Annotated in this window: 22 protein-coding genes; 10 read left to right on the top strand and 12 right to left on the bottom strand. The window is 70.7% G+C overall.

The window, feature by feature from the left end:
• The first annotated feature begins 82 nt into the window (after positions 1-82).
• The 3 genes from AB0K10_RS26520 (at position 83) to AB0K10_RS26510 (ending at position 2,672) form a co-directional block, all read left to right on the top strand.
• Positions 83-622, top strand: coding sequence for a type 1 glutamine amidotransferase domain-containing protein (locus AB0K10_RS26520; protein ID WP_363687781.1), 540 nt, complete (start codon positions 83-85; stop codon positions 620-622).
• Positions 623-755: 133 nt separating this feature from the next.
• Entirely contained in the window at positions 756-2,432 is a 1,677-nt protein-coding gene (locus tag AB0K10_RS26515) for an MDR family MFS transporter (RefSeq protein WP_363687779.1), read from the top strand.
• A 69-nt stretch (positions 2,433-2,501) separates the two neighbouring features.
• The gene (locus AB0K10_RS26510) at positions 2,502-2,672 is read left to right on the top strand and encodes a hypothetical protein (protein WP_363687778.1); all 171 of its coding nucleotides are present in this window, start codon (positions 2,502-2,504) and stop codon (positions 2,670-2,672) included.
• On the opposite strand, the gene AB0K10_RS26505 is transcribed toward AB0K10_RS26510, so the two are convergent.
• A complete protein-coding gene (locus AB0K10_RS26505) occupies positions 2,663-2,863 on the bottom strand; it encodes a hypothetical protein (protein ID WP_363687776.1) in 201 nt (66 codons plus the stop codon). The genes AB0K10_RS26510 and AB0K10_RS26505 overlap by 10 nt on opposite strands.
• A 255-nt stretch (positions 2,864-3,118) precedes the next feature.
• Here AB0K10_RS26505 and AB0K10_RS26500 point away from each other — a divergent pair, with 255 nt between their 5' ends.
• Entirely contained in the window at positions 3,119-3,343 is a 225-nt protein-coding gene (locus AB0K10_RS26500) for a GntR family transcriptional regulator (RefSeq protein ID WP_363687774.1), read from the top strand.
• A gap of 9 nt (positions 3,344-3,352) precedes the next feature.
• Here AB0K10_RS26500 and AB0K10_RS26495 read toward each other — a convergent pair whose 3' ends face one another.
• Positions 3,353-3,844 (bottom strand): NUDIX domain-containing protein, encoded by a 492-nt coding sequence (locus AB0K10_RS26495; protein ID WP_363687772.1) that lies wholly within the window; start codon positions 3,842-3,844, stop codon positions 3,353-3,355.
• Positions 3,845-3,900: 56 nt separating this feature from the next.
• Here AB0K10_RS26495 and AB0K10_RS26490 point away from each other — a divergent pair, with 56 nt between their 5' ends.
• Entirely contained in the window at positions 3,901-5,550 is a 1,650-nt protein-coding gene (locus AB0K10_RS26490; RefSeq protein ID WP_363687770.1) for a fatty acid--CoA ligase, read from the top strand.
• 185 nt (positions 5,551-5,735) lie between these two features.
• Here AB0K10_RS26490 and AB0K10_RS26485 read toward each other — a convergent pair whose 3' ends face one another.
• The 6 genes from AB0K10_RS26485 to AB0K10_RS26460 all read right to left on the bottom strand — a co-directional run bounded on the left by AB0K10_RS26485 (position 5,736) and on the right by AB0K10_RS26460 (position 11,026).
• Complete coding sequence (locus tag AB0K10_RS26485) at positions 5,736-6,746, bottom strand: NADPH:quinone reductase (protein WP_363687768.1); 1,011 nt, start codon at positions 6,744-6,746, stop codon at positions 5,736-5,738.
• 28 nt (positions 6,747-6,774) lie between these two features.
• Positions 6,775-7,428 carry an HAD family phosphatase gene (locus AB0K10_RS26480; RefSeq protein ID WP_363687766.1) on the bottom strand — a complete coding sequence of 218 codons (654 nt, stop codon included), beginning with the start codon at positions 7,426-7,428 and terminating at the stop codon, positions 6,775-6,777.
• Between the two features lie 32 nt (positions 7,429-7,460).
• Positions 7,461-8,285 carry a hypothetical protein gene (locus AB0K10_RS26475; RefSeq protein WP_363687934.1) on the bottom strand — a complete coding sequence of 275 codons (825 nt, stop codon included), beginning with the start codon at positions 8,283-8,285 and terminating at the stop codon, positions 7,461-7,463.
• 188 nt (positions 8,286-8,473) lie between these two features.
• Entirely contained in the window at positions 8,474-9,190 is a 717-nt protein-coding gene (locus AB0K10_RS26470; protein WP_363687932.1) for an FKBP-type peptidyl-prolyl cis-trans isomerase, read from the bottom strand.
• 100 nt (positions 9,191-9,290) lie between these two features.
• Entirely contained in the window at positions 9,291-9,929 is a 639-nt protein-coding gene (locus tag AB0K10_RS26465) for a DUF4241 domain-containing protein (RefSeq protein WP_363687765.1), read from the bottom strand.
• 74 nt (positions 9,930-10,003) lie between these two features.
• On the bottom strand, positions 10,004-11,026 hold the full coding sequence (locus tag AB0K10_RS26460) for a Ku protein (RefSeq protein ID WP_363687763.1): 1,023 nt from the start codon (positions 11,024-11,026) through the stop codon (positions 10,004-10,006).
• Between the two features lie 85 nt (positions 11,027-11,111).
• Here AB0K10_RS26460 and ligD (AB0K10_RS26455) point away from each other — a divergent pair, with 85 nt between their 5' ends.
• Genes ligD (AB0K10_RS26455) through AB0K10_RS26445 form a run of 3 tightly spaced genes read left to right on the top strand, consistent with a single transcriptional unit; the run spans position 11,112 to position 14,055 of the window.
• Positions 11,112-12,053: a non-homologous end-joining DNA ligase gene (gene ligD / locus AB0K10_RS26455; RefSeq protein ID WP_363687761.1), complete on the top strand. Its 942-nt coding sequence runs from the start codon at positions 11,112-11,114 to the stop codon at positions 12,051-12,053.
• Entirely contained in the window at positions 12,043-12,954 is a 912-nt protein-coding gene (ligD, locus tag AB0K10_RS26450; protein WP_363687759.1) for a non-homologous end-joining DNA ligase, read from the top strand. The genes ligD (AB0K10_RS26455) and ligD (AB0K10_RS26450) overlap by 11 nt, the downstream gene beginning before the upstream one ends.
• Positions 12,955-12,987: 33 nt before the next feature.
• Positions 12,988-14,055, top strand: a complete 1,068-nt coding sequence (locus AB0K10_RS26445; protein ID WP_363687757.1) for a hypothetical protein — start codon at positions 12,988-12,990, stop codon at positions 14,053-14,055.
• Positions 14,056-14,061: 6 nt separating this feature from the next.
• Here AB0K10_RS26445 and AB0K10_RS26440 read toward each other — a convergent pair whose 3' ends face one another.
• Both AB0K10_RS26440 and AB0K10_RS26435 read right to left on the bottom strand, forming a co-directional pair.
• On the bottom strand, positions 14,062-14,802 hold the full coding sequence (locus tag AB0K10_RS26440) for a hypothetical protein (RefSeq protein ID WP_363687755.1): 741 nt from the start codon (positions 14,800-14,802) through the stop codon (positions 14,062-14,064).
• A 76-nt stretch (positions 14,803-14,878) separates the two neighbouring features.
• Positions 14,879-15,778 (bottom strand): NAD(P)-binding domain-containing protein, encoded by a 900-nt coding sequence (locus tag AB0K10_RS26435; protein ID WP_363687753.1) that lies wholly within the window; start codon positions 15,776-15,778, stop codon positions 14,879-14,881.
• Positions 15,779-15,836: 58 nt separating this feature from the next.
• Between AB0K10_RS26435 and AB0K10_RS26430 the strand changes: the two genes are divergently transcribed.
• Positions 15,837-16,202, top strand: coding sequence for a MerR family transcriptional regulator (locus AB0K10_RS26430; protein ID WP_363687752.1), 366 nt, complete (start codon positions 15,837-15,839; stop codon positions 16,200-16,202).
• Between the two features lie 16 nt (positions 16,203-16,218).
• Here AB0K10_RS26430 and AB0K10_RS26425 read toward each other — a convergent pair whose 3' ends face one another.
• Positions 16,219-16,842, bottom strand: a complete 624-nt coding sequence (locus AB0K10_RS26425; RefSeq protein ID WP_363687750.1) for a hypothetical protein — start codon at positions 16,840-16,842, stop codon at positions 16,219-16,221.
• Between the two features lie 143 nt (positions 16,843-16,985).
• Here AB0K10_RS26425 and AB0K10_RS26420 point away from each other — a divergent pair, with 143 nt between their 5' ends.
• A complete protein-coding gene (locus AB0K10_RS26420) occupies positions 16,986-17,735 on the top strand; it encodes a TIGR03089 family protein (protein WP_363687748.1) in 750 nt (249 codons plus the stop codon).
• A gap of 51 nt (positions 17,736-17,786) precedes the next feature.
• Here the strand turns inward: AB0K10_RS26420 and AB0K10_RS26415 are convergent, their stop codons facing one another.
• A complete protein-coding gene (locus AB0K10_RS26415) occupies positions 17,787-18,272 on the bottom strand; it encodes a carboxymuconolactone decarboxylase family protein (RefSeq protein ID WP_363687746.1) in 486 nt (161 codons plus the stop codon).
• Between the last annotated feature and the right edge of the window lie 114 nt (positions 18,273-18,386).

The following is an 18,386-nucleotide window of genomic DNA, read 5'->3' as shown; positions in this document are numbered from 1 at the left end:
CCCGTCCTTACCGGCGTGGGGTGTTTCGCGCGTTGGGGGGCGGGAAGGACATTGAGGTACCCCGGAAAGGAGATGTACCGAGATGGCAGCGACATTGCAGGGCAAGAGGATCGCTTTCCTGGCCGCCGACGGCGTCGAGGAGGTCGAGTACGTCCAGCCGCGCGAGGCCGTCGAGAACGCCGGCGCGACGGCCGAGCTGGTCTCGCTCAAGCCCGGTTCCATCCAGTCCTTCAACCACCTGGACCAGTCCAAGACGTACGACGTGGACGTCACCGCGGACAAGGCGGACGCCGCCGGGTACGACGCGCTGGTGTTGCCGGGCGGGGTGGCGAACCCGGACTTCCTGCGTTCCGACCCGGACGCGGTGCGGTTCGTGAAGGCGTTCTTCGACGCCGGCAAGCCGGTCGGGGTGATCTGTCACGGCCCGTGGACGCTTATCGAGGCGGACGTGGTGCGTGGTCGGCGGATCACCTCCTGGCCCAGCCTGCGGACCGACCTGACCAACGCCGGCGCCACCTGGATAGACGAGGAGTGCGTGGAGGACGGCAACCTGATCAGCAGCCGCAACCCGGACGACCTCCCCGCCTTCTGCGCGAAGATCACCAAAACCTTCGCAGCCTGACCCCCGGCCCAGACCCCGTTGATCATGAAGTTATTGCCTCCCCGTTCGGCGTGTCGGGGCAATAACTTCATGATCAACGCATGTTCTGGGGTGGTCGGGAGCATGTTCTGGGGTGGTCGGGAAAGAGGGCTTGATGACCACCGAAGCCTCTGCCACGCCGGTACTGAATCGCCAGCAGATCCGGCTGCTCATGTTGGGCCTGATGACCGGCATGCTGCTGGCCGCCCTCGACCAGACCATCGTCGGTACGGCCCTGCCGACAATCGTCGGTGAGCTGGGCGGGATCAACCACTACTCGTGGGTCGTGACGGCGTACCTGCTCGCCTCGACCGCGTCGACCCCGCTGTACGGCAAGATGGCCGACCTGTACGGGCGTCGTCCGGTCTTCCTCTTCTCGATCGGCACGTTCCTGCTCGGGTCGCTGCTGGCCGGCCTGTCGCAGAACATGACCCAGCTGATCGTCACGCGGGGCATCCAGGGCCTCGGCGCCGGTGGTCTGCTGACGCTGGCGTTCACCATCATCTCGGACGTGGTCTCGCCCCGGGAGAGAGGCCGCTACCAGGGTCTCTTCGGGGCGGTGTTCGGAATCGCGTCGGTGGCCGGCCCGCTGGTCGGTGGGTACTTCGCCGAGACCGACTGGCGATGGATCTTCTACATCAACGTGCCGCTGGCGATCCTGGCCATCGTGGTCTGCTACCACGTGATGCGGCTGATCCCGTTCGAGCGGCGGGACCACGCGATCGACTGGCTCGGCGCCGGGCTGCTGGTGGCCGGGGTGAGCTGCCTCCTGCTCGCGCTGAGCTGGGGCGGCAACGAGTACCCGTGGAGTTCCGGGCTGATCATCGGCCTCTTCGTCGCCGGTGCGGTGCTGGCCGTGCTCTTCGTGCTCCAGGAGGCGCGGGTCGCCGAGCCGATCCTGCCGCTGCGGCTGTTCCGCAGCGCCACGTTCGCGCTCGCCAACTCCGCCGGCTTCGTGCTCGGCCTGGTGATGTTCGGGTCGATCATCTTCATCCCGCTGTACCTGCAGATCGTCAAGGGCGCCTCGCCGACCCGCAGCGGTCTGCTGATGCTGCCGATGATGGCCGGCATCATCGTGACCTCGATCCTGACCGGCCGGGCGATGAGCCGGATCGGCCGGTACAAGTGGTTCCCGGTGGCCGGGTCGGCGACCCTGCTGGTCGGCATGCTCCTGTTCACGAGGTTGCAGGTGGGCACGTCGCTCTGGGTGGCGTTCGGCTTCATGGTGGTCATCGGCGTCGGCCTCGGCCTGTGCATGCAGTCGCTGGTCCTCGCGGTGCAGAACGCGGTGTCCGTCCGCGACCTGGGCGCAGGCACCTCCTCGGCGACGTTCTTCCGGTCGCTCGGAGGTTCGTTCGGGGTGGCGATCCTCGGCACGGTGCTGTCGTCGCGGCTCAACTCGCAGCTCGCCGACCGGTTGCCCGGCGCGATCGCCCAGCTCCCGCCGGAGCAGCGGGCGGCGGTCGCGGCGAGCGGCGGCACGAACATCTCGATCAACGACCCGGCCACGATCATGGCGCTGCCCGGCACCGTCCGGGCGGCCATCCAGGCGTCGTTCGTGGAGTCGCTGCACCTGGTCTTCCTGACCGCAGGGCTCGTCGCCATCGTTGCGGTGCTTGTCACACTGGCGATGCCCAACAGCACGCTGCGCGGGGCCGGCCCCGAGGGCGCGACAGGCGGCGCCGACCCGCTGGGCGGCAAGGCAGCCGCCGCGGGCGGTAAGCCGCTGACGCGGGAGTCCAAGGAGGAGGCCGCCGCGGACATGGAATCCAAGTCCCAGACGATGATCTGACAGGTGCCTGCCGACCGCCCCGAACCGGGGCGGTCGGTGTCACCCGGCCACGAGACGTAGCGGCTGCGGGTGTTGGCCGTTGAGGCGGTCGAGCGCGGCGGAGGTCGCCGCGTCGGCGGCGGCCTGACGAAGCCGCCCGGCCGACATGATCGACTCGAGATCGCCGAAACCGGGGTATCCGAGCGCCGGGGACACCCCGACTTCGGCGATCTCGAGTCGATCAAGCAGCTCTACTTCTGAAACATCACTGAAGCGACGTCCGCCATGAGCGTGATGGCCCAATCGAGCTGCGGACAGTCGTCGCGACCCCGGCACTCCAGGCACCCACCTGCCCGCCACGGTCGGTCGAGTGCCCTTGACCAGTGAGCATCGAGAACCTGCTTCGCCACGAACAGTTCGGTTGCCTTGGACGCCGGTTCGTCGATCGGCATGGTCGGCACCTTCCCCCGGGTGGACGCGAGTGGCCCGCCCAGGGGGCAGAGTCCATGCGTCGTGCTCCCCAGGGCGGAGAGACTGGAGAAACTCCCAGGGTGCTGAAGTCCAGGAGCGGACCAGTCACTGTCTCACTGTATCTACTGTCTCACTGTAGTCAAGTTCTCACTGTAGCCACTCTGCTGGATTGTCGGGTTGTCTGAATCGGACCTGGGCTGGAAACATGATCTCCGCTGAAGTCCAGGAGAGCCGCCATGCCGACCAGGCCACCGCACTACCGCCGAGTTGCCGACGACATCGAGCAGAAGATCAAGTCCGGAGACTATCCGCCCGGCCATCAGTTGCCGTCGGTCTCCGAGATCGGCGAAATCTACAACGTCGCGCGCTCGACGGCCTATCGCGCCGTGAAAGAGCTGCACGAGCGGAACCTGGTCTACGGCCAGCAGGGACAAGGTGTCTTCGTGGCGGGAGCGGAATAGTTCGGAGCGCTACTTGAGGATCAGCCGGTTCGTCTGCTCGAAGACGTCCAGGTCGGCAAGGGTCTCCAACACCGAGCCGGAGAGTGGGGCGGGAAACCGGTCGCGGGGGAAGAAGCCGGCGTCGGTGGTTTCGTCGGTGATCCGGGTCAGTTGCCCGTCCCACTCCTCGACCTTGAACGCCGTGGTGAAGACCTGGTACGTGTGCCCGTACATGTTGGTGCTGGTCCGGTCCGGGCCGGTGTAGAGGGCGAACGCGCAGACCCGCAGTGCCCGCAGGCCGGTCTCCTCGCGGACCTCGCGGACCGCGCAGTCGGCGATCGACTCGCCCAGTTCCATCGCCCCGGCGGGCATGGCCCACTGGCCGTTGTCCGAGCGTCGGATGAGCAGGATGCGCCCCGCGTCGTCATTGACCACGGCTCGGGCGCCGACGAACATCAGCGTCCGGTCCCCGGCGAGCGCGCGTAACTGCCCCACGTACGAGTCGGCCCAGGAGATGCTCACCTGCGACAATTTACGGGGGTTCCCAACGTGTGACCGCCGACACTAGCTTGTTACCCATGCGTAGCACGATGATGGACGCCCCCCTGCAGGTCTCCCGGATCCTCGATCACGGCGCGGGGGTGCACGGCACGGCCGAGGTGGTCACCTGGACGGGCGGCGAACCTCGTCGGATGACGTACGCCGAGGTGGGTCGCACCGCCGCCCGGCTGGCCCACGCGCTGCGCGACGAGTGCGGGGTCACCGGCGACGAGCGGGTCGCCACCTTCATGTGGAACAACAACGAGCACCTGGTGGCCTACTTCGCGGTGCCGAGCATGGGCGCGGTGCTGCACACCCTCAACCTGCGGCTCTTTCCCGACCAGGTCGCCTACATCGCGAACCACGCACAGGACCGGGTGGTGCTCGTCGACAGCACGCTCATCCCGCTGCTGGCCCGGGTGATCGGCGAGTTGGCCACGGTGCGGCACGTGGTGGTGGTCGGCGGCGGCGACCCGGCGCCGCTGGTGGCCGCCGCCGGCGACCGGATCACCGTGCACCACTGGGACGCGCTGCTGGCCGATCGCCCCGAGGTCTACGACTGGCCCGAGGTGGACGAGCGGGACGCCGCGGCCCTCTGCTACACGTCGGGCACCACCGGCAACCCGAAGGGCGTCGCCTACTCGCACCGGTCCATCTACCTGCACTCGTTGCAGGTCTGCATGCCGGAGGGCTTCGGTCTCGGGCCCACCGACCGGGAGCTGGCCATCGTGCCGATGTTCCACGCCATGTCCTGGGGTCTGCCGTACGCGGCGTTCCTCTCCGGCGCGTCGTTGATCATGCCGGACCGGTTCCTCCAGGCCGCGCCGATCGCCGAGATGATCGCCGCTGAGCGGCCCACCCTGGCCGGGGCGGTGCCGACCATCTGGACCGACCTGCTGGCCTACCTGGACAGCCACGACGTGGACACGTCCTCGCTCACCGAGGTGATCGTCGGTGGCTCGGCCTGCCCGCCGGCGTTGATGCACGCGTTCGACGAGCGGCACGGGATCGACGTCATCCACGCCTGGGGGATGACCGAGATGTCGCCGCTGGGGTCGGTCTCGCGTCCGCCCGCCGGCGCGACAGGTGAGCAGGCCTGGCGTTACCGCTACACCCAGGGGCGGGTGCCGGCGGGCGTGCAGGCGCGGATCGTCGGCCCGTCGGGCGAGCCGCTGCCCGCCGACGGCACGGCCGTGGGCGAGTTGGAGGTCCGCGGGCCGTGGGTGACCGCGCGGTACGTCGGTGACGACACCCCGGACGAGGAGAAGTTCCGCGACGGCTGGCTGCGTACCGGCGACGTGGGCACGCTCTCCTCGGACGGGTACATCACGCTTACCGACCGGGCGAAGGACGTGATCAAGTCCGGCGGTGAGTGGATCTCGTCGGTGGAGTTGGAGAACGCGCTGATGGCGCACCCGGCCGTGCTGGAGGCGTGCGTGGTGGGCGTGCCGGACGAGCGGTGGGACGAGCGGCCACTGGCGACCGTGGTGGTCCGTGAGGGTGCGTCGGTGACCGCCGAGGAGCTGCGGGACTTCCTGGCTGGTTCGGTGGCCCGGTGGCAGTTGCCCGAGCGGTGGGCGTTCATCGACACGGTGCCGAAGACAAGCGTCGGCAAGTTCGACAAGAAGGTCGTCCGTTCGCGGTACGCCGACGGCGAGCTGACTGTCCGGGAGCTGACAGCGCCGTAACGTTTCACCGGGCACTGTCGCCTGTTGGCAGAGGAGTGCTCCTGACCTTCCTCCCCGGGGGCGGCCCCGGCGTTCGCACCGCGCCGGGGCCGCCCGCTCCACACGGGGTGACCCCGCACCGTCATTGTTGCGAAAATTGTTCGGGTCTGTCCCGATGACGGGGAAATCGGGTGTCCAGCGACCCGTTAGGCGTCGCTGGTGCTGATCAGGACCTTGCCGACCGCCGCGTCCTCGACCGCCTGGTGCGCCCCGGCCGTGTCGGCCAGCGGGTAGTGGTGCAGCGGCAGGCCGGCGTCCGCGCCGACCCGGACGCCGCCCTGGTTGGCGGCCGCCGCCACGTCGACCACACCCTGTGCCTTGGCCGCCTTCGGCTCCGTGTAGACCAGCACGAACTGCCAGCGGGCGTTCACCACGTACAGCGGGCGGATCGGGAGCGTCACCTCGGTGCCGCCGTTGTCGGCGTACACGCAGACCGCGCCGCCCTGCCGGAGCATCTGCACGTCCGCCGCCGCGTTCGCGGCCGGCGCGACCTCCACGATGGTGTGGACCCCGTCGCGGGCGATCTTGCCGACCTCCTCGACGACGTCCTGCTCCCGATAGTTGATCACGTAGGAGGCGCCGGCCGCCGCCGCGAGCTGTGCCTTCTCCGCGCTGCTCACGGTGGCGATCACCGTGGCGTCGGCCCAGCGGGCGAGCTGGATCGCCGCGTTGCCGACCGCCCCCGCCCCGCCCTGCACCAGCACTGTGTGGTCGGCCAGCGCGCCGGCGCGCAGCGCGTCGGGCATGAACTCGCCGGCCGTCAGACAGCGGTGCGCGGTGAGGAACGGAATGCCCAGGCTGGCACCCAACTCGAACGAGGCGTCGCCCAGGGGAACCGCCTGCCGCACCGGCACCAGCGTGTACTCCGCTGCGGTGCCCCACGGCCGCTGCCAGGCCGCCTCCCAGATCCAGACCCGCTGGCCGATCAGCTCGCGGTCGACGCCCTCGCCGACCGCCTCCACCACACCAGCACCGTCCTGCCCGGGGATCTGCCACCCGTCCGGCGGGAAGGCCCGCCGCGACTTCCAGTCCGTCGGGTTCACCCCCGACACCGCCAGCCGGACCAGCACCTCACCCGCCCCCGGCTCCGGCACCGGGCGGTCGACCAACTCCAGCACCGAGGGGTCACCGGTGCGCTCGTACACGATGGCTTTCATCAGTTGTTCCTTCCCCACTCTGCTCGCGTCAACCCAGACCCTCCACCAGCTCCGGCGTCAACTCACCGATCGACCCAAGCGTCACGGCCGCGAGCCCGGCGGCGTCCCGATCGAGGGGGTACGACAGGTGTGGCACCGCCACCACCCGCATCCCCGCCGCCGCGGCCGACCGCACGCCGTTGGACGAGTCCTCCACCGCCGCACAGCGGGTCGCGTCGACGCCGAGGCGAGACGCGACGCTCAGGTACACGTCCGGCGCCGGCTTGCCCCGCTCGGTCTCCTCGGTGGACAGGGTGGCGAGGAACGCGTCGGTCAGGCCGGTGGCGTCCAGCGCCGCCGCGATCAGCCGGGTCGGAGAGGAGCTGGCCAACCCCAGCGGCCACCGTTCGGCCAGCCGGCGCACCACCTGGTCGGCGCCGTCGATCAGGGGTACGTGCTCCCGGTAGCGCTGGGCCATCTCCCGCACCACCTCGTCGGCGACCTGCTCGGCGCTGCGCCGAACGCCCAGCTCACCGCTGAGGTAACGGGCCCACTCGCCGGTGCTCATGCCCATCAGCCGGCGCTGGGTGTCCGGCTGCCAGGCGCCACCGTGTGTCGCCACGTACGCCCGCCGGACCTCCTCCCAGACCGGTTCGGAATCCACGATCACGCCGTCCAGGTCGAAAACCACCGCATCCACCACGGGCCCATCCTGCCCGAGAGACCGGCCTCCGGTCAGCCGGGCAGCGCGGGCAGCATGATCGGGCTGTTCGGCGGGATCACCGTGTGGCAGGACCGGGCGATCGGTTCCAGCAGCTCACGCAGCCGGTCCGTGTCGTCCGGGCCGAGGGCCCGCCACGGATGCTCCGCAGCCAGGTCGGTGGCGTCCTCGATCGCCTGGAACCCGGCGCGACCGACGTCGGTGGCCGTACCGTCGGCGGTCAACCACCCGCGCTGCGTCAGCCGCTCGCGGGCGGCCCGCCACTGCTCCTCGGACCAGCCCCGGCCGAGCAGGTTCTCCGCCGACATGTCCACGGCGACCCGCCAGGCCAGCGTCTCCACCGGGTCCAGGCCGGCGGCCACCAGGGCGGCGTTGTGCCCGTCGCCGCGCAGCTCCCGCAGCGTGGTGGCGGCCTGCCAGAGGCGGGCCAGGGGGTATTCCCCGACCGGCAGCGCCGCGTTTGCCGCGCCGAGCACCCGGCCGGCGGTCTGCGCCGCCGAGGCGGCCCGTTCCAGCAGGTCGGCGGCCTCAGCCAGGTGCGTTTCGGGTAGCTCGTAGGTCAGTTCCGCGAGGGCCTGCACGGCGCCGGTCAGCCGCGCGCGCAGCGACTCCTGGGGGGTCGCCAGCCGCCAGATCGCCGGCAGGGCCCGGCTCACCATCGGCGGCGCGAAGTTGAAGAACGCGGCGATGATCGGAGCGGCCTCGACGGCGCCCAGCGGCGCGGCCCGTCCGGCGAAGTAGCCCCGCCAGTAGCCGCGCAGGCCGACTGCCTCGGTCGCGGCCCGGGCCCGGGGATGGAAGTACGTGACCGCGTGCACCGGCTCGAAGTGCGTCCACAGCAACCGGGCGGTCCGCCCGGGCTCGTCCAGCGCCGTCACGTGCACCTCCACCGTCCTGCGTCCATGGTCACCCCGGACGGCGGGCCGCCCGGGGTGACGCCGAACCTACTGCCGGAGGGTGACGGCCAGGAAGCCCCATGTGAACAAGTCCATCGCGCCACGGCGACAACCGGGGCGATCCGGACGGGTCACTTGGCGGCGAGCACGTCCACGACGAAGCGCAGCGGCCCGGTCGGACGACCGTTGGCCTTGGCCGCGTCATTGCCGTACCCCAGCTCACCCGGAATGTCGAGCTGCACCCGGCTGCCCACGGTCACGCCGACCAGGCCCTGGTCCCAGCCGGGGATGACCTGACCCACGCCGATGGCGAAGGTGGCCGGCTCCCCGGCGTTCCAGGACGAGTCGAACTCCTTGCCGTCCTTGTAGAAGACACCCACGTAGTTGGTGGTGATGGTCTGGCCCTTCTTCACCGCCGGGCCGCTGCCCTTGATCACCGGGGTGACAGTGAGCTTCTTCAGCTCGCCCTTGCCCGCCGCCACCGTCGGCTTGCTGCCCAGCGCCGGGTCGGCGCCCTCGGGCAGCTGCGGCGCGGGGGGCGCGGTGGGGACGTCCGCGGCCGGAGCGGAGGCGGACGGGGTCGCGCCTGCCTGGTTGGCGGGCTTGTCATCGCTACGGTTCCGGTCGATCCACACGAAACCGCCGATCAGCAGCGCCATCACGGCGACGCCGGCGAGACCGCCCGCCCACGCCTGGCGGCGACGCTTCGCCTCGGCGGCCTTCTGCGCCGCCAGCTGGGCGGCCAGCCGCCGCCCCGCCTTTGTCGCCGGGCTCTGGCCCTCCGACCGGTTCTCCTGCGTGCGCTCGCTCACGTCGTCGACTCCCTGCTGCGAAGGTGTGGCCGGCACCCGGTGCCGGGGGGAAAGCCGACGCACACGGTACTCGCCCGGCGGCCCGCCGTGCCCGCCCCGGATGCCTCGGATCGCCCACCGACGCCCTCGCGGGACGTTATTTCGGGATCACCATGAAGTCGGTCACGAACGAGGTCACGCCGCCGTCGGCCGCGCGCCCGATCCACGTGCCGTAGCAGCCGTCGCCCCAACCCGTGGCCACGGTGACGACGTTGGCGCCGGTGGCCTCGTCGAGAACGGCGGTGATCAGGCCCCGGACCGGCGACATGGGCAGCTCGTTCGGGATGAACACCTCCTCCACCTGGTCGTAGTCCCAGCCGTCGAGGACGGCGAGCGCCGTCGGGTCGGCGAGCGTTCCGGCGCCCGCGTCCACCCCGTACCCGAAGTAGTCATCCGGGCCGAGCGCGGCGATGTCCTGGTCGCCCGCGACGGCCGGCTCCCAGCGGACCGCCGGCTCGTCCGAGATCACCAGTTGCAGCGCGGCCACCCGCCGGTCCACCTCGGCGCCCTCCCGGAGCACCACGGCCACCCAGGCGCGGGCGGGATACCGCCCCGGCGCCACTGTCACCGTGTACGGCTCGGCCTCCGGGCACACCAGAGGGTCGCACCCGACCACCTGACCGGTGGGCAGCACGACGTCGTCCACCCGATGGGCCTCGATCAGGTACGCGCCGTACTCGTCGGTGAAGCGGGCACCGGGCGTCAACAACCGGTCCAGGTCAGGGGTGTACGGCATGGGGGCTCCTCCGGTGGCCAACGGCCGGCGGAGCGTACCCGGTCCGGCGGACACCCTTCGTCGCCGCCGTACGGTCAGGCGCTCTTGCGGGGTGCGGTCTTGCGCGCGGTCGTCTTCTTCGCCGGCTCCGCCTTCTTCGCCGCGGTCTTCTTCGCCGGCTCGGCCTTCTTCGCGGCGGTTTTCTTCTCGGCCGTCTTCTTCGCCGTGGTCTTCTTCGCGGGCGCCTTGGCGGCCTTCTTCTCGGCCGCCTTCTGGGCCGAGCGGGCCGACGAGATGGGCGTCGGCTCGCCACTGCCCCCACCTCGTGCGGGCTGTTCGCCGCGTGCCGCTCGGGCCCGGTCCACCGATGCCTTCAGCGCGGCCATCAGGTCCACCGCCGCGGCCGGCGCCTCCTCGGCCTCCTCCGGCTGGACGACCTCACGACCCTCCACCTTGGCGTCGATGACCTCCTGCAACGCGGCCCGGTAGTCGTCGGTGAAGACGTCCGGCTCGAACTCGCCTGTCATCGAGTCGATGAGCGAACTGGCCATGGCCAGCTCAGGTGGGCGCACCTTCAGGTCCTCGTCGAGGAAACCGAAGTCCGGCGTACGGATCTCGTCCGGCCAGAGCATCGTGTTGAGCAGCAGCACGCCCTCGCGTACCCGCAACGTGGCGAGCTGTTCACGTTGGCGCAGCGCCACCTTGACGATGGCCACCCGCTCCGAGTCGATGAGCGCGTCGCGCAGCAGCACGTACGGCTTGGTGGCGGTGCCCTCCGGCTCCAGGAAGTACGCCTTGTTGTACAGGATCGGGTCTACCTGCTCGGCGGGCACGAACTCCAGCACATCGATCGCGCGGGAGCTGGTCAGCGGCAGGTCGGCGAAGTCCTCGTCGGTGAGGATCACCATCTCGCCGCCGCCGATGTCGTAGCCCTTGGCGATGTCGTCGTAGGTGACCTCCTCGCCGCAGACCGAGCAGGTGCGCTTGTAGCGGATCCGGCCACCGTCCTCACGGTGCACCTGGTGGAACCGGATGTCCTTCTCCTCGGTCGCCGAGTAGAGCTTCACCCCGATCGAGACGAGCCCGAACGACACGGCTCCCTTCCAGATGGCACGCATCCTGCGCTCCCTTCCCCGGTATCGACCATGCTCGCATCCGAAAGAACATGGCGCGAGGTGTTCGGCCTGCTACTACAGTCGGGTCGTGCCCGGCGCGCCGCTCAAGCCGATGCTCGCGATGACCGGGCCGCTCCCGGCGGGTGACGGCTGGGCGTACGAGTTCAAGTGGGACGGGGTCCGCGCGCTCGCCGACATCGCAGGCGGCGTCCAGCACCTGTACGCCCGCTCCGGCGTGGAGATCACCGCCGCGTACCCCGAGCTGGCCACTCTTCCCGAGCAGGTCGACGACGTGCTGCTCGACGGTGAGGTGGTGCTGCTCGGCCAGGGCGGGCAGCCCTCGTTCACGGCCCTCGCCGAGCGGATGCACGTGCGGGACCGCAACAAGGCGGCCCGGTTGGCGGCGGTCATGCCGGTCACGTACATGATCTTCGACCTGTTGCGCCGGAACGGTGAGGACCTCACCGGCTGGCCGTACGAGCGCCGCCGCGAGGCCCTGGAAGCGCTCGGGCTCGGCGGCGCCCGGTGGGCGGTGCCGCCGGTCTTCGCCGACGGCCCGGCGACGTACGAGGCGGCCGGGGAGCACGGCCTGGAGGGCGTGATGGCCAAGCGGGTCGGCGCCGTCTACCGCCCCGGGGTGCGCTCCCCGGACTGGGTGAAGGTCAAGCTGGAGGTGACAGGCGACTTCGTCGTGGGCGGCTGGCGGCCGGGCGCGCGCCGCATCGGTGGGCTGCTGGTCGGGGTGCCCGGCCCGGACGGCCGGTTGATCTACCGGGGTCGGGTCGGCGGCGGGATCGGCGCGGCCATCGAACGGCAGCTCCTCGCCGAACTGGAGCCGCTGCGCTCGGGCGTGTCACCGTTCGCGCCGGGCGTGCCGCGCGAGGATGCCCGGGGCGCCATCTGGGTAGAACCCCGGGTGGTGGTGGAGGTGAAGTACGGCCAACGCACCCCCGACGGCCGGCTGCGCTTCCCCCGGGTGCTGCGGTTGCGCCCGGACAAGCCGCCGGAGGAGGTCGACGATGCCGGTTGAGAAGCTACGGGTGGACGTCGAGGGCCGCCCCCTGGAGCTGTCCAACCTGGACAAGGTCCTCTATCCGGCGGTCGGCTTCACCAAGGGTGAGGTGATCGACTACTACACCCGGATCTCCCCGGTGCTGCTGCCGCACCTGGCCGACCGCCCGGTGACCCGGATCCGCTTCCCCAACGGGGTGGACGACAAGTCCTTCTTCGAGAAGAACAAGCCCGCCGCGACCCCGGACTGGGTGCGGGTGGAGACGCTTCCCGCGCCCGGGTCGACAAAGGGCCGGGAGACCATCGACTACGTGGTCGCCGACGACCTGCCCACCCTGGTCTGGCTGGCCAACCTCGCCGCGTTGGAGCTGCACACACCGCAGTGGAAGGTGGGCGAGGACCCGGACATGATGGTCGTCGACCTGGACCCGGGGCCGCCGGCCGGGCTCGCCGAGTGTTGCCCGGTGGCGGTGCTGATGCGCGACCGGCTCGCCGACGACGGCATCGACTCGTACCCGAAGACGTCAGGCAAGAAGGGCATGCAACTGTGCTGCCCGATCGCCGGCACCCAGTCCGCCGATGACGTCTCCGCCTACGCGCGCCGGATCGCCCAGGAGTTGGAGAAGGCCCACCCGAAGCTGATCGTGTCGAAGATGGCGAAGAACCTGCGGCCCGGCAAGGTCTTCATCGACTGGAGCCAGAACAACGCGGCGAAGACGACAGTGGCGCCGTACTCGCTGCGCGCCCAGTCGGTGCCATCGGTGTCGACGCCGCTGACCTGGGACGAGGTCGAGGCCGGCGCCCGCGGCCGGCGGCCGGCCGTCCGCCCGTTCACCGCCGCCGAGGTCCTGAGCAGGGTCGAGGAGTACGGAGACCTGCTGGCCGCGCTGCTCGACGGCGGGCCCGAACTGCCCGACTGAGACCGGTGAGGCACCTGCCGCTACAGTTCGTCAATGCATCAGAGTGAGCTTGTCGATGCTCTGAGTGAGCTTTCGGCGCTGCGGGTCGAGCTCGACGGCCCCGCCCTGGTCGTCACGGTGCCGGCCATCGGTGAGAGCCTGCGCCTCTACGCCGAGGCGGTGACCTGGCTGAAACGCGGAGCGCTGCCCGAGGGGGATCCGCTCCTACAGATCGTGGTGCACCACCATGGCCAGGTGCTGCGGATGATTCTGCTGAACGACGATGTCGTGTGGCAGCCGGCCGATACCGAGTCGGTGCTGGACGCGCCGGTGCCGGTGCGGCTCACGGACGCGCCGGATCTCGTGGCGTACACCGAACTGGAACAGCAGTCCGTCGCGGCGCTGCGTGCCGTCGACGCGCCGAAGGCGAACCTGGCCACTCTCGCCGCGACGCTGCTGCTGCATCGGTGCGTGATCGTCGCCGCCCTGCGACTCGGCCTCCGGCCGCTTCGTGCCGTGCGGCGGTGGCATGAGCTCTGGTGTGAGGTGGGCGAGTTTTTGCCCGGGTCGTTCTGGCCCGACCCGGACTGGGACCGGCTCCTGGTGCAGGCCGGAGTGCCGTTGGCCCCGTACGAGGAGGCCCGGGCCCGGGACCGGCCCGCCGGGATCAAGGCGCTGACGGTGGCCGACCTGCGAGCGACGGAACCGAAGCTGACGATCGACCGGGCAGACGACACGACACTCGCCGCCTGGCGGCAGTGGATGAAGCTGACGCCGCGCCAGTTCTACGAGGTGCTGACGGCGGAGCTGCCCGAGGCGCGGGTCGAGGTATCGCTCTATGCCGACGGCGGGGGAGCGGTCTCGCTGCGCATCGTGGCGGGCAGCGCGCTGCGGGCACTGCTGGAGCTGCGTCTCTCCTTTCCGCGCAAGATGACGTATCTCGACGAGATCCGCATCGCCGACGAGGCGACCAACACCGGGCTCTTCCAGCGCCTACTGTCCAACGTGAAAGATCTGAATCGCGCACTGGGGCTACAGTCGATCAAGGTCTATGCCACAGGTGAGGGCAGCGTCGCTTTTGCCCTTGCCGGTTTCGACTGGGATCGCGGCGCACCCGAGTGAGCTGAGTCAGCGCCGTTCTGCCCGGCCTGCCAGAGTCCGCCGCAGCTGGGCCGTGGCGTCCGGGCCGATGGCCTCCTGGGTCGCCCCGAGCAGTCGGGCACACAGCTCCCGTGCGGTGTCCAACCCGGCGCGGGCCTGCAGCACCTCGCCCCGCAGAGTCGCGCGCTCGTCGTCCGCGACGGCACGGATATCGGCCACCTCCCGCCGCCGCGCGCCGCGCACCTCGTCCGCCACCACCAGAACGAAGTCCGTCCGTTCGAGGTCGAGTGCGGTGGCGCTCGAGCCGGCCGGGGTGGCGGCCACCGCGCGGGTGAGGGCCTCGGCGGGCAGGAAGAACAGCGTGGTGGTGGAGAACCGACTCAGGGCGGCCTGTTGCTGCCAGCGGGTGAGCAGCCCCGACTTGGCGTCGAGGAAGGGCGCCATCGCGAACGCGAATTCCACGTCGACGGTGGCGAGCAGGGCGCGGGAGGCGTCCAGGCCGGTCCGGAGCTGGTTGATCAGCGCGGACTGCCGGCGCAGCAGAGCGGCGAACTCCGTCTGGTCGTCGGCCCGGGGCTCGACGCCCGAGATCATGGTGTCGGCCAGTCTCAGGAGACGGTCGCCGTTGAGGCACAGCTCCTGCAGCGTGAGGACCACGTCGAGCAGGTGGGCGCCGACCTTCGCGTCCTTCGCGACCGCCCGCCGGTCCAGCAGTCTGGTGACGTACGAGCTGACGACCTGAACCACCGTGGACAGCAGTTCACCCACTGCGCCGCCCCCTCCGAAGTGGTGTGAGCGCGAGTGTAATCGCCAGGTCACAGCGGTTGGCCGCTGACGTCTCCGCCTACGTGTGATCGGCTGGCACGAGCGACTCGGCGAGCCGGGCGTAGCTGTCGCCGCCGTGGCCCGCCGCGATGGCCCGGTCGATGATCGACTGCACGGCCCGCAGCGGTGCGGTCTCGATGCCGCGCGCAGTGGCGGCGTCGACGACGTGGGTGACCGCCGAGCCCGCCGACGCGATGCTGGAAACCTGGGCGGCGAAGGTCCCGGACGTGAGTTGCTCGGCGAACCGGTCGGCCATGTCGGGCAACAGGCCGCCGATTCCTCTGGCGAAACGGGCGAACTCTGCCGGCGCGATGCCCTCGGCGCGGGCCAGCGCGAAGGCGTGCGCGAGTCCGCCGACCGACATGGTGAACAGGTCGAGCAACGCCATCTCGTACGCCGCTGCCGTGCCGGCGTCCGGACCGAGGTAGACGCTGGCGCCGCCGAAGCTCTCCACCGAGGTAAGGCTGTCGTCGAAGAGGGCCCGTGGACCGCTGTAGAGAATGGTCGCGGCCGGTGTTCCGATGGTCGGCGCGGGCGTCAGGATGGCGCCGTCCAGGTAGTTGATGCCCCGCTGTGCGGCCCAGGTCGCCAGGTCCCGCGCCTCGGTGGCGTGCCCGCTGCTGAGGTTGACGAACGGTCCTGACGGCGGGCTGTCGAGGCTCGACAGGACGGCGCGAGCCGCCTGGTAGTTGATGACGCAGGCGATGACTACCGATGCCCGGTGTGCGGCATCCTCAGCCGTCGGAGCGAGCACCGCCCCGGCGGCCACGAGCGCGGTCGCCCGGCCGGGTGTGCGGTTCCAGACCACTGTGGGGTGACCGGCTGCGAGCGACGCGGCGGCCAGCGCTTGGCCCATCGGGCCGAGCCCCAGGACGGCGACGGTGGCGGGTTGGTTGTCCTCATGATTGCGGTGAGTCACAGCGACGACGCTAAACCTTGCCGTTGACGTGAAGGTCAAGCGCTGATCTGCTCTTGATGTGCGGATCAGTGAACTGGCGCGGCAGGCCGGCACCACACCACGCGCCCTGCGCTACTACGAGGAGCAGGGCCTGTTGCGACCGGCCCGTCTCGCGAGCGGCTACCGCCACTACGAGCCGCAGGCGGTGGGCACGGTGCGGCACATCCAACTGTTGCTGTCCGCCGGATTGAACACCGCGGCGATCGCCGAGATCCTTCCCTGCATCCCCGACGACGTGACCGTGCTGGCCCCCACCTGCCCCGAACTCCTCGACGCTCTTGCCGTGGAGCGCAACCGGATCACCACGTCCATGGATCGACTCGCCGCCGCTCGTGCCGTCCTGGACCGCCTCATTCAGGCCGGCTCAGTCCGCGACCAGCCCTGAGCACCGTCCTGCCTGCTCAGGGGCGGTTCAGTTCGCGGCGACGTGCGGCGCGGGCGAAGCGCGGCGCAGCCGCCACCGGGCACCGCCGACCAGGGCCACCGTGACGACGCTTACCGCGATGTCGCCGGCCAGGGCCGCCGCCGGGCTCGCCGGGGAGTACGGCGGCACCAGGTACGCGAACGCGGCGGCGCTGACCACGCTCGCCGAGCCGGATGTGGTTGCCCACGTAGTCGAACGCCTGCCGCAGGCTGAACCCGAGCCCCGGCACCAGCGTGGCCTCGGCGGCGGCACGGGTGTCGGCGTACTGCGTGTCATTCAGGTAGCCGGGGTTGAACAGGGACTGGTCCACCAGGCCGGCCTGGAGCACACCGAACGCGGCGGCGAGCAGCACGATTGTCGGCCAGCCCGCGCCGAGACGCCGGGCGGTCTCCCGGATCAGGATCGCCGCCCCGCCGTACATGGGAGCGAGGCCGATCACCACCGGAAGGAAGCCGTCGATGGCGAAGCCGCCCCACGAGCACTCGGCCGCCCACGGCGCGACCAGCAGCAACGCCAGCACCGGCAGGAGCCGCCGGCGCAGGGGCAGACGTTCAGCGGCGGCGGGGTCGTCAGTGGTGGCGGGGTCGGGTCCGGTCGACATGGGGCTCCTCGGCGGCGTCGCGGGGGTCACCTGTCACCGTGCGCGGGCCATCCGGCCACCCGATATGGCCATCGGCCGACGAGGCGTACGACCAAAGTCGTTGCGTAGGGTGGTGGCGACGTCGTCACCCGGGGAGCACGCAGATGCAGTCACACGCCACGGCCGACCTCACGGTCCCGCCCGCCGCCGAGAGCCCACTGCTCAGCTACCGCGACGAGGCGACCGGCGAACGCGTCGACCTGACCGCACAGCAGGTAGGCGTCTGGTCGGCGCGCAGCGCAAGCCTTCTGCGGGACGGCTGCGGTCTCGGACCCGGCAGCCGCGTAGCGGTCCTGCTGCCGCCGCACTGGCGTACCGCCGCGGTGTTGTTGGGCGCCTGGGCCTGCGGCCTGGCGGTGTCGTTCCGGCCGCGCGCCACGGCGGGCCTGGCGGTGCTGGAGCCCGGCGGCGACCGGCCGTTCGACGCGGTCTTCGTGACTCCCGAGCGGCAGGACGACTGGCTGGAGGACGTGCCGGACGCCCCGCACCGCTACCTCGTCGGCACCGGGCCGGGGCGGCTGGCCGACGTGCCGTTGGGCTGGCTGGACTGGTCCGCCGAGGTGCTCCGCCACTCCGACGTGACGCCCGACCACACCGCCATCCACCCGTCGGATCCGGCCACCGCGGACGGCACGACGTACGGCCAGTGGGGAGCGCTCGCGCGGGAGTTCGCCACGATGCTGGGCCTGCGCGCCGGCGACCGGCTGCTTGTCGACGCCGCCGAGACCGAGCAGCCGCTGAAGTGGTTGCTCGCGCCGCTGTCGGCGGGCGCGTCGGTGGTCATCAGCGCCAACCTTGACCCGGCGCGACGGGACGCGGTCGTCGCCGCCGAACAGGTCACCCGGGTCCTCTGAGCGTGTGCCCGGCCCGGGATCGGATGATCCCGGGCCGGGTCCGTTGCCGGTTCAGCCGAACGCGGCGGCCAACGTGCCGACCTCGTAGGAGCCACCCCGCTGGTGCACGATCACGGCGAGCCGGTTGGCCGCATTGATCAGGGCGACAAGCGCGACAAGCGCGGCGACCTGGTCGTCGTCGTAGTGCTTGCGCACCTGAGCCCAGGTCTCGTCGGACACGCCCTGGTAGGCGTCGGCGAGCCGGGTGCCCTCCTCGGCGAGCGCGAGCGCGGCCTGCTCGGCCTCCGTGAATACGGTGGACTCGCGCCAGGCGGCGACCAGGCTGAGTCGAACCGCGCTCTCGCCGGCCGCCACGGCCTCCTTGGCGTGCGTGTCGATGCACCAGCCGCAGCCGTTGATCTGGCTCGCGCGCAGCGACACCAGCTCCTGCGTGGACTTCGGCAGCGGCGACTGCTGCATCACCATGCCGACGTTCGCGAACCGCTTGAAGAACTTCATGGCGAACTCGTTGCCGAACATGTTGAACCGGGCGTCCATGGTTCCGTCCTTTGCTGTGGTGGTCGATCGGACGACCATGAGATGCCGGCGAGCACAGCCCTGTGACGGCCGGGCAGGGTGACGACCGCCACAGGCCGGGAGGTGTCACAGAAC

Source organism: Micromonospora sp. NPDC049274, assembly GCF_040678875.1.
Taxonomy (GTDB): domain Bacteria; phylum Actinomycetota; class Actinomycetes; order Mycobacteriales; family Micromonosporaceae; genus Micromonospora.
The sequence above is the reverse complement of the archived record's forward strand: the minus strand, read 5'-3'. Positions and strand labels throughout refer to the sequence as shown.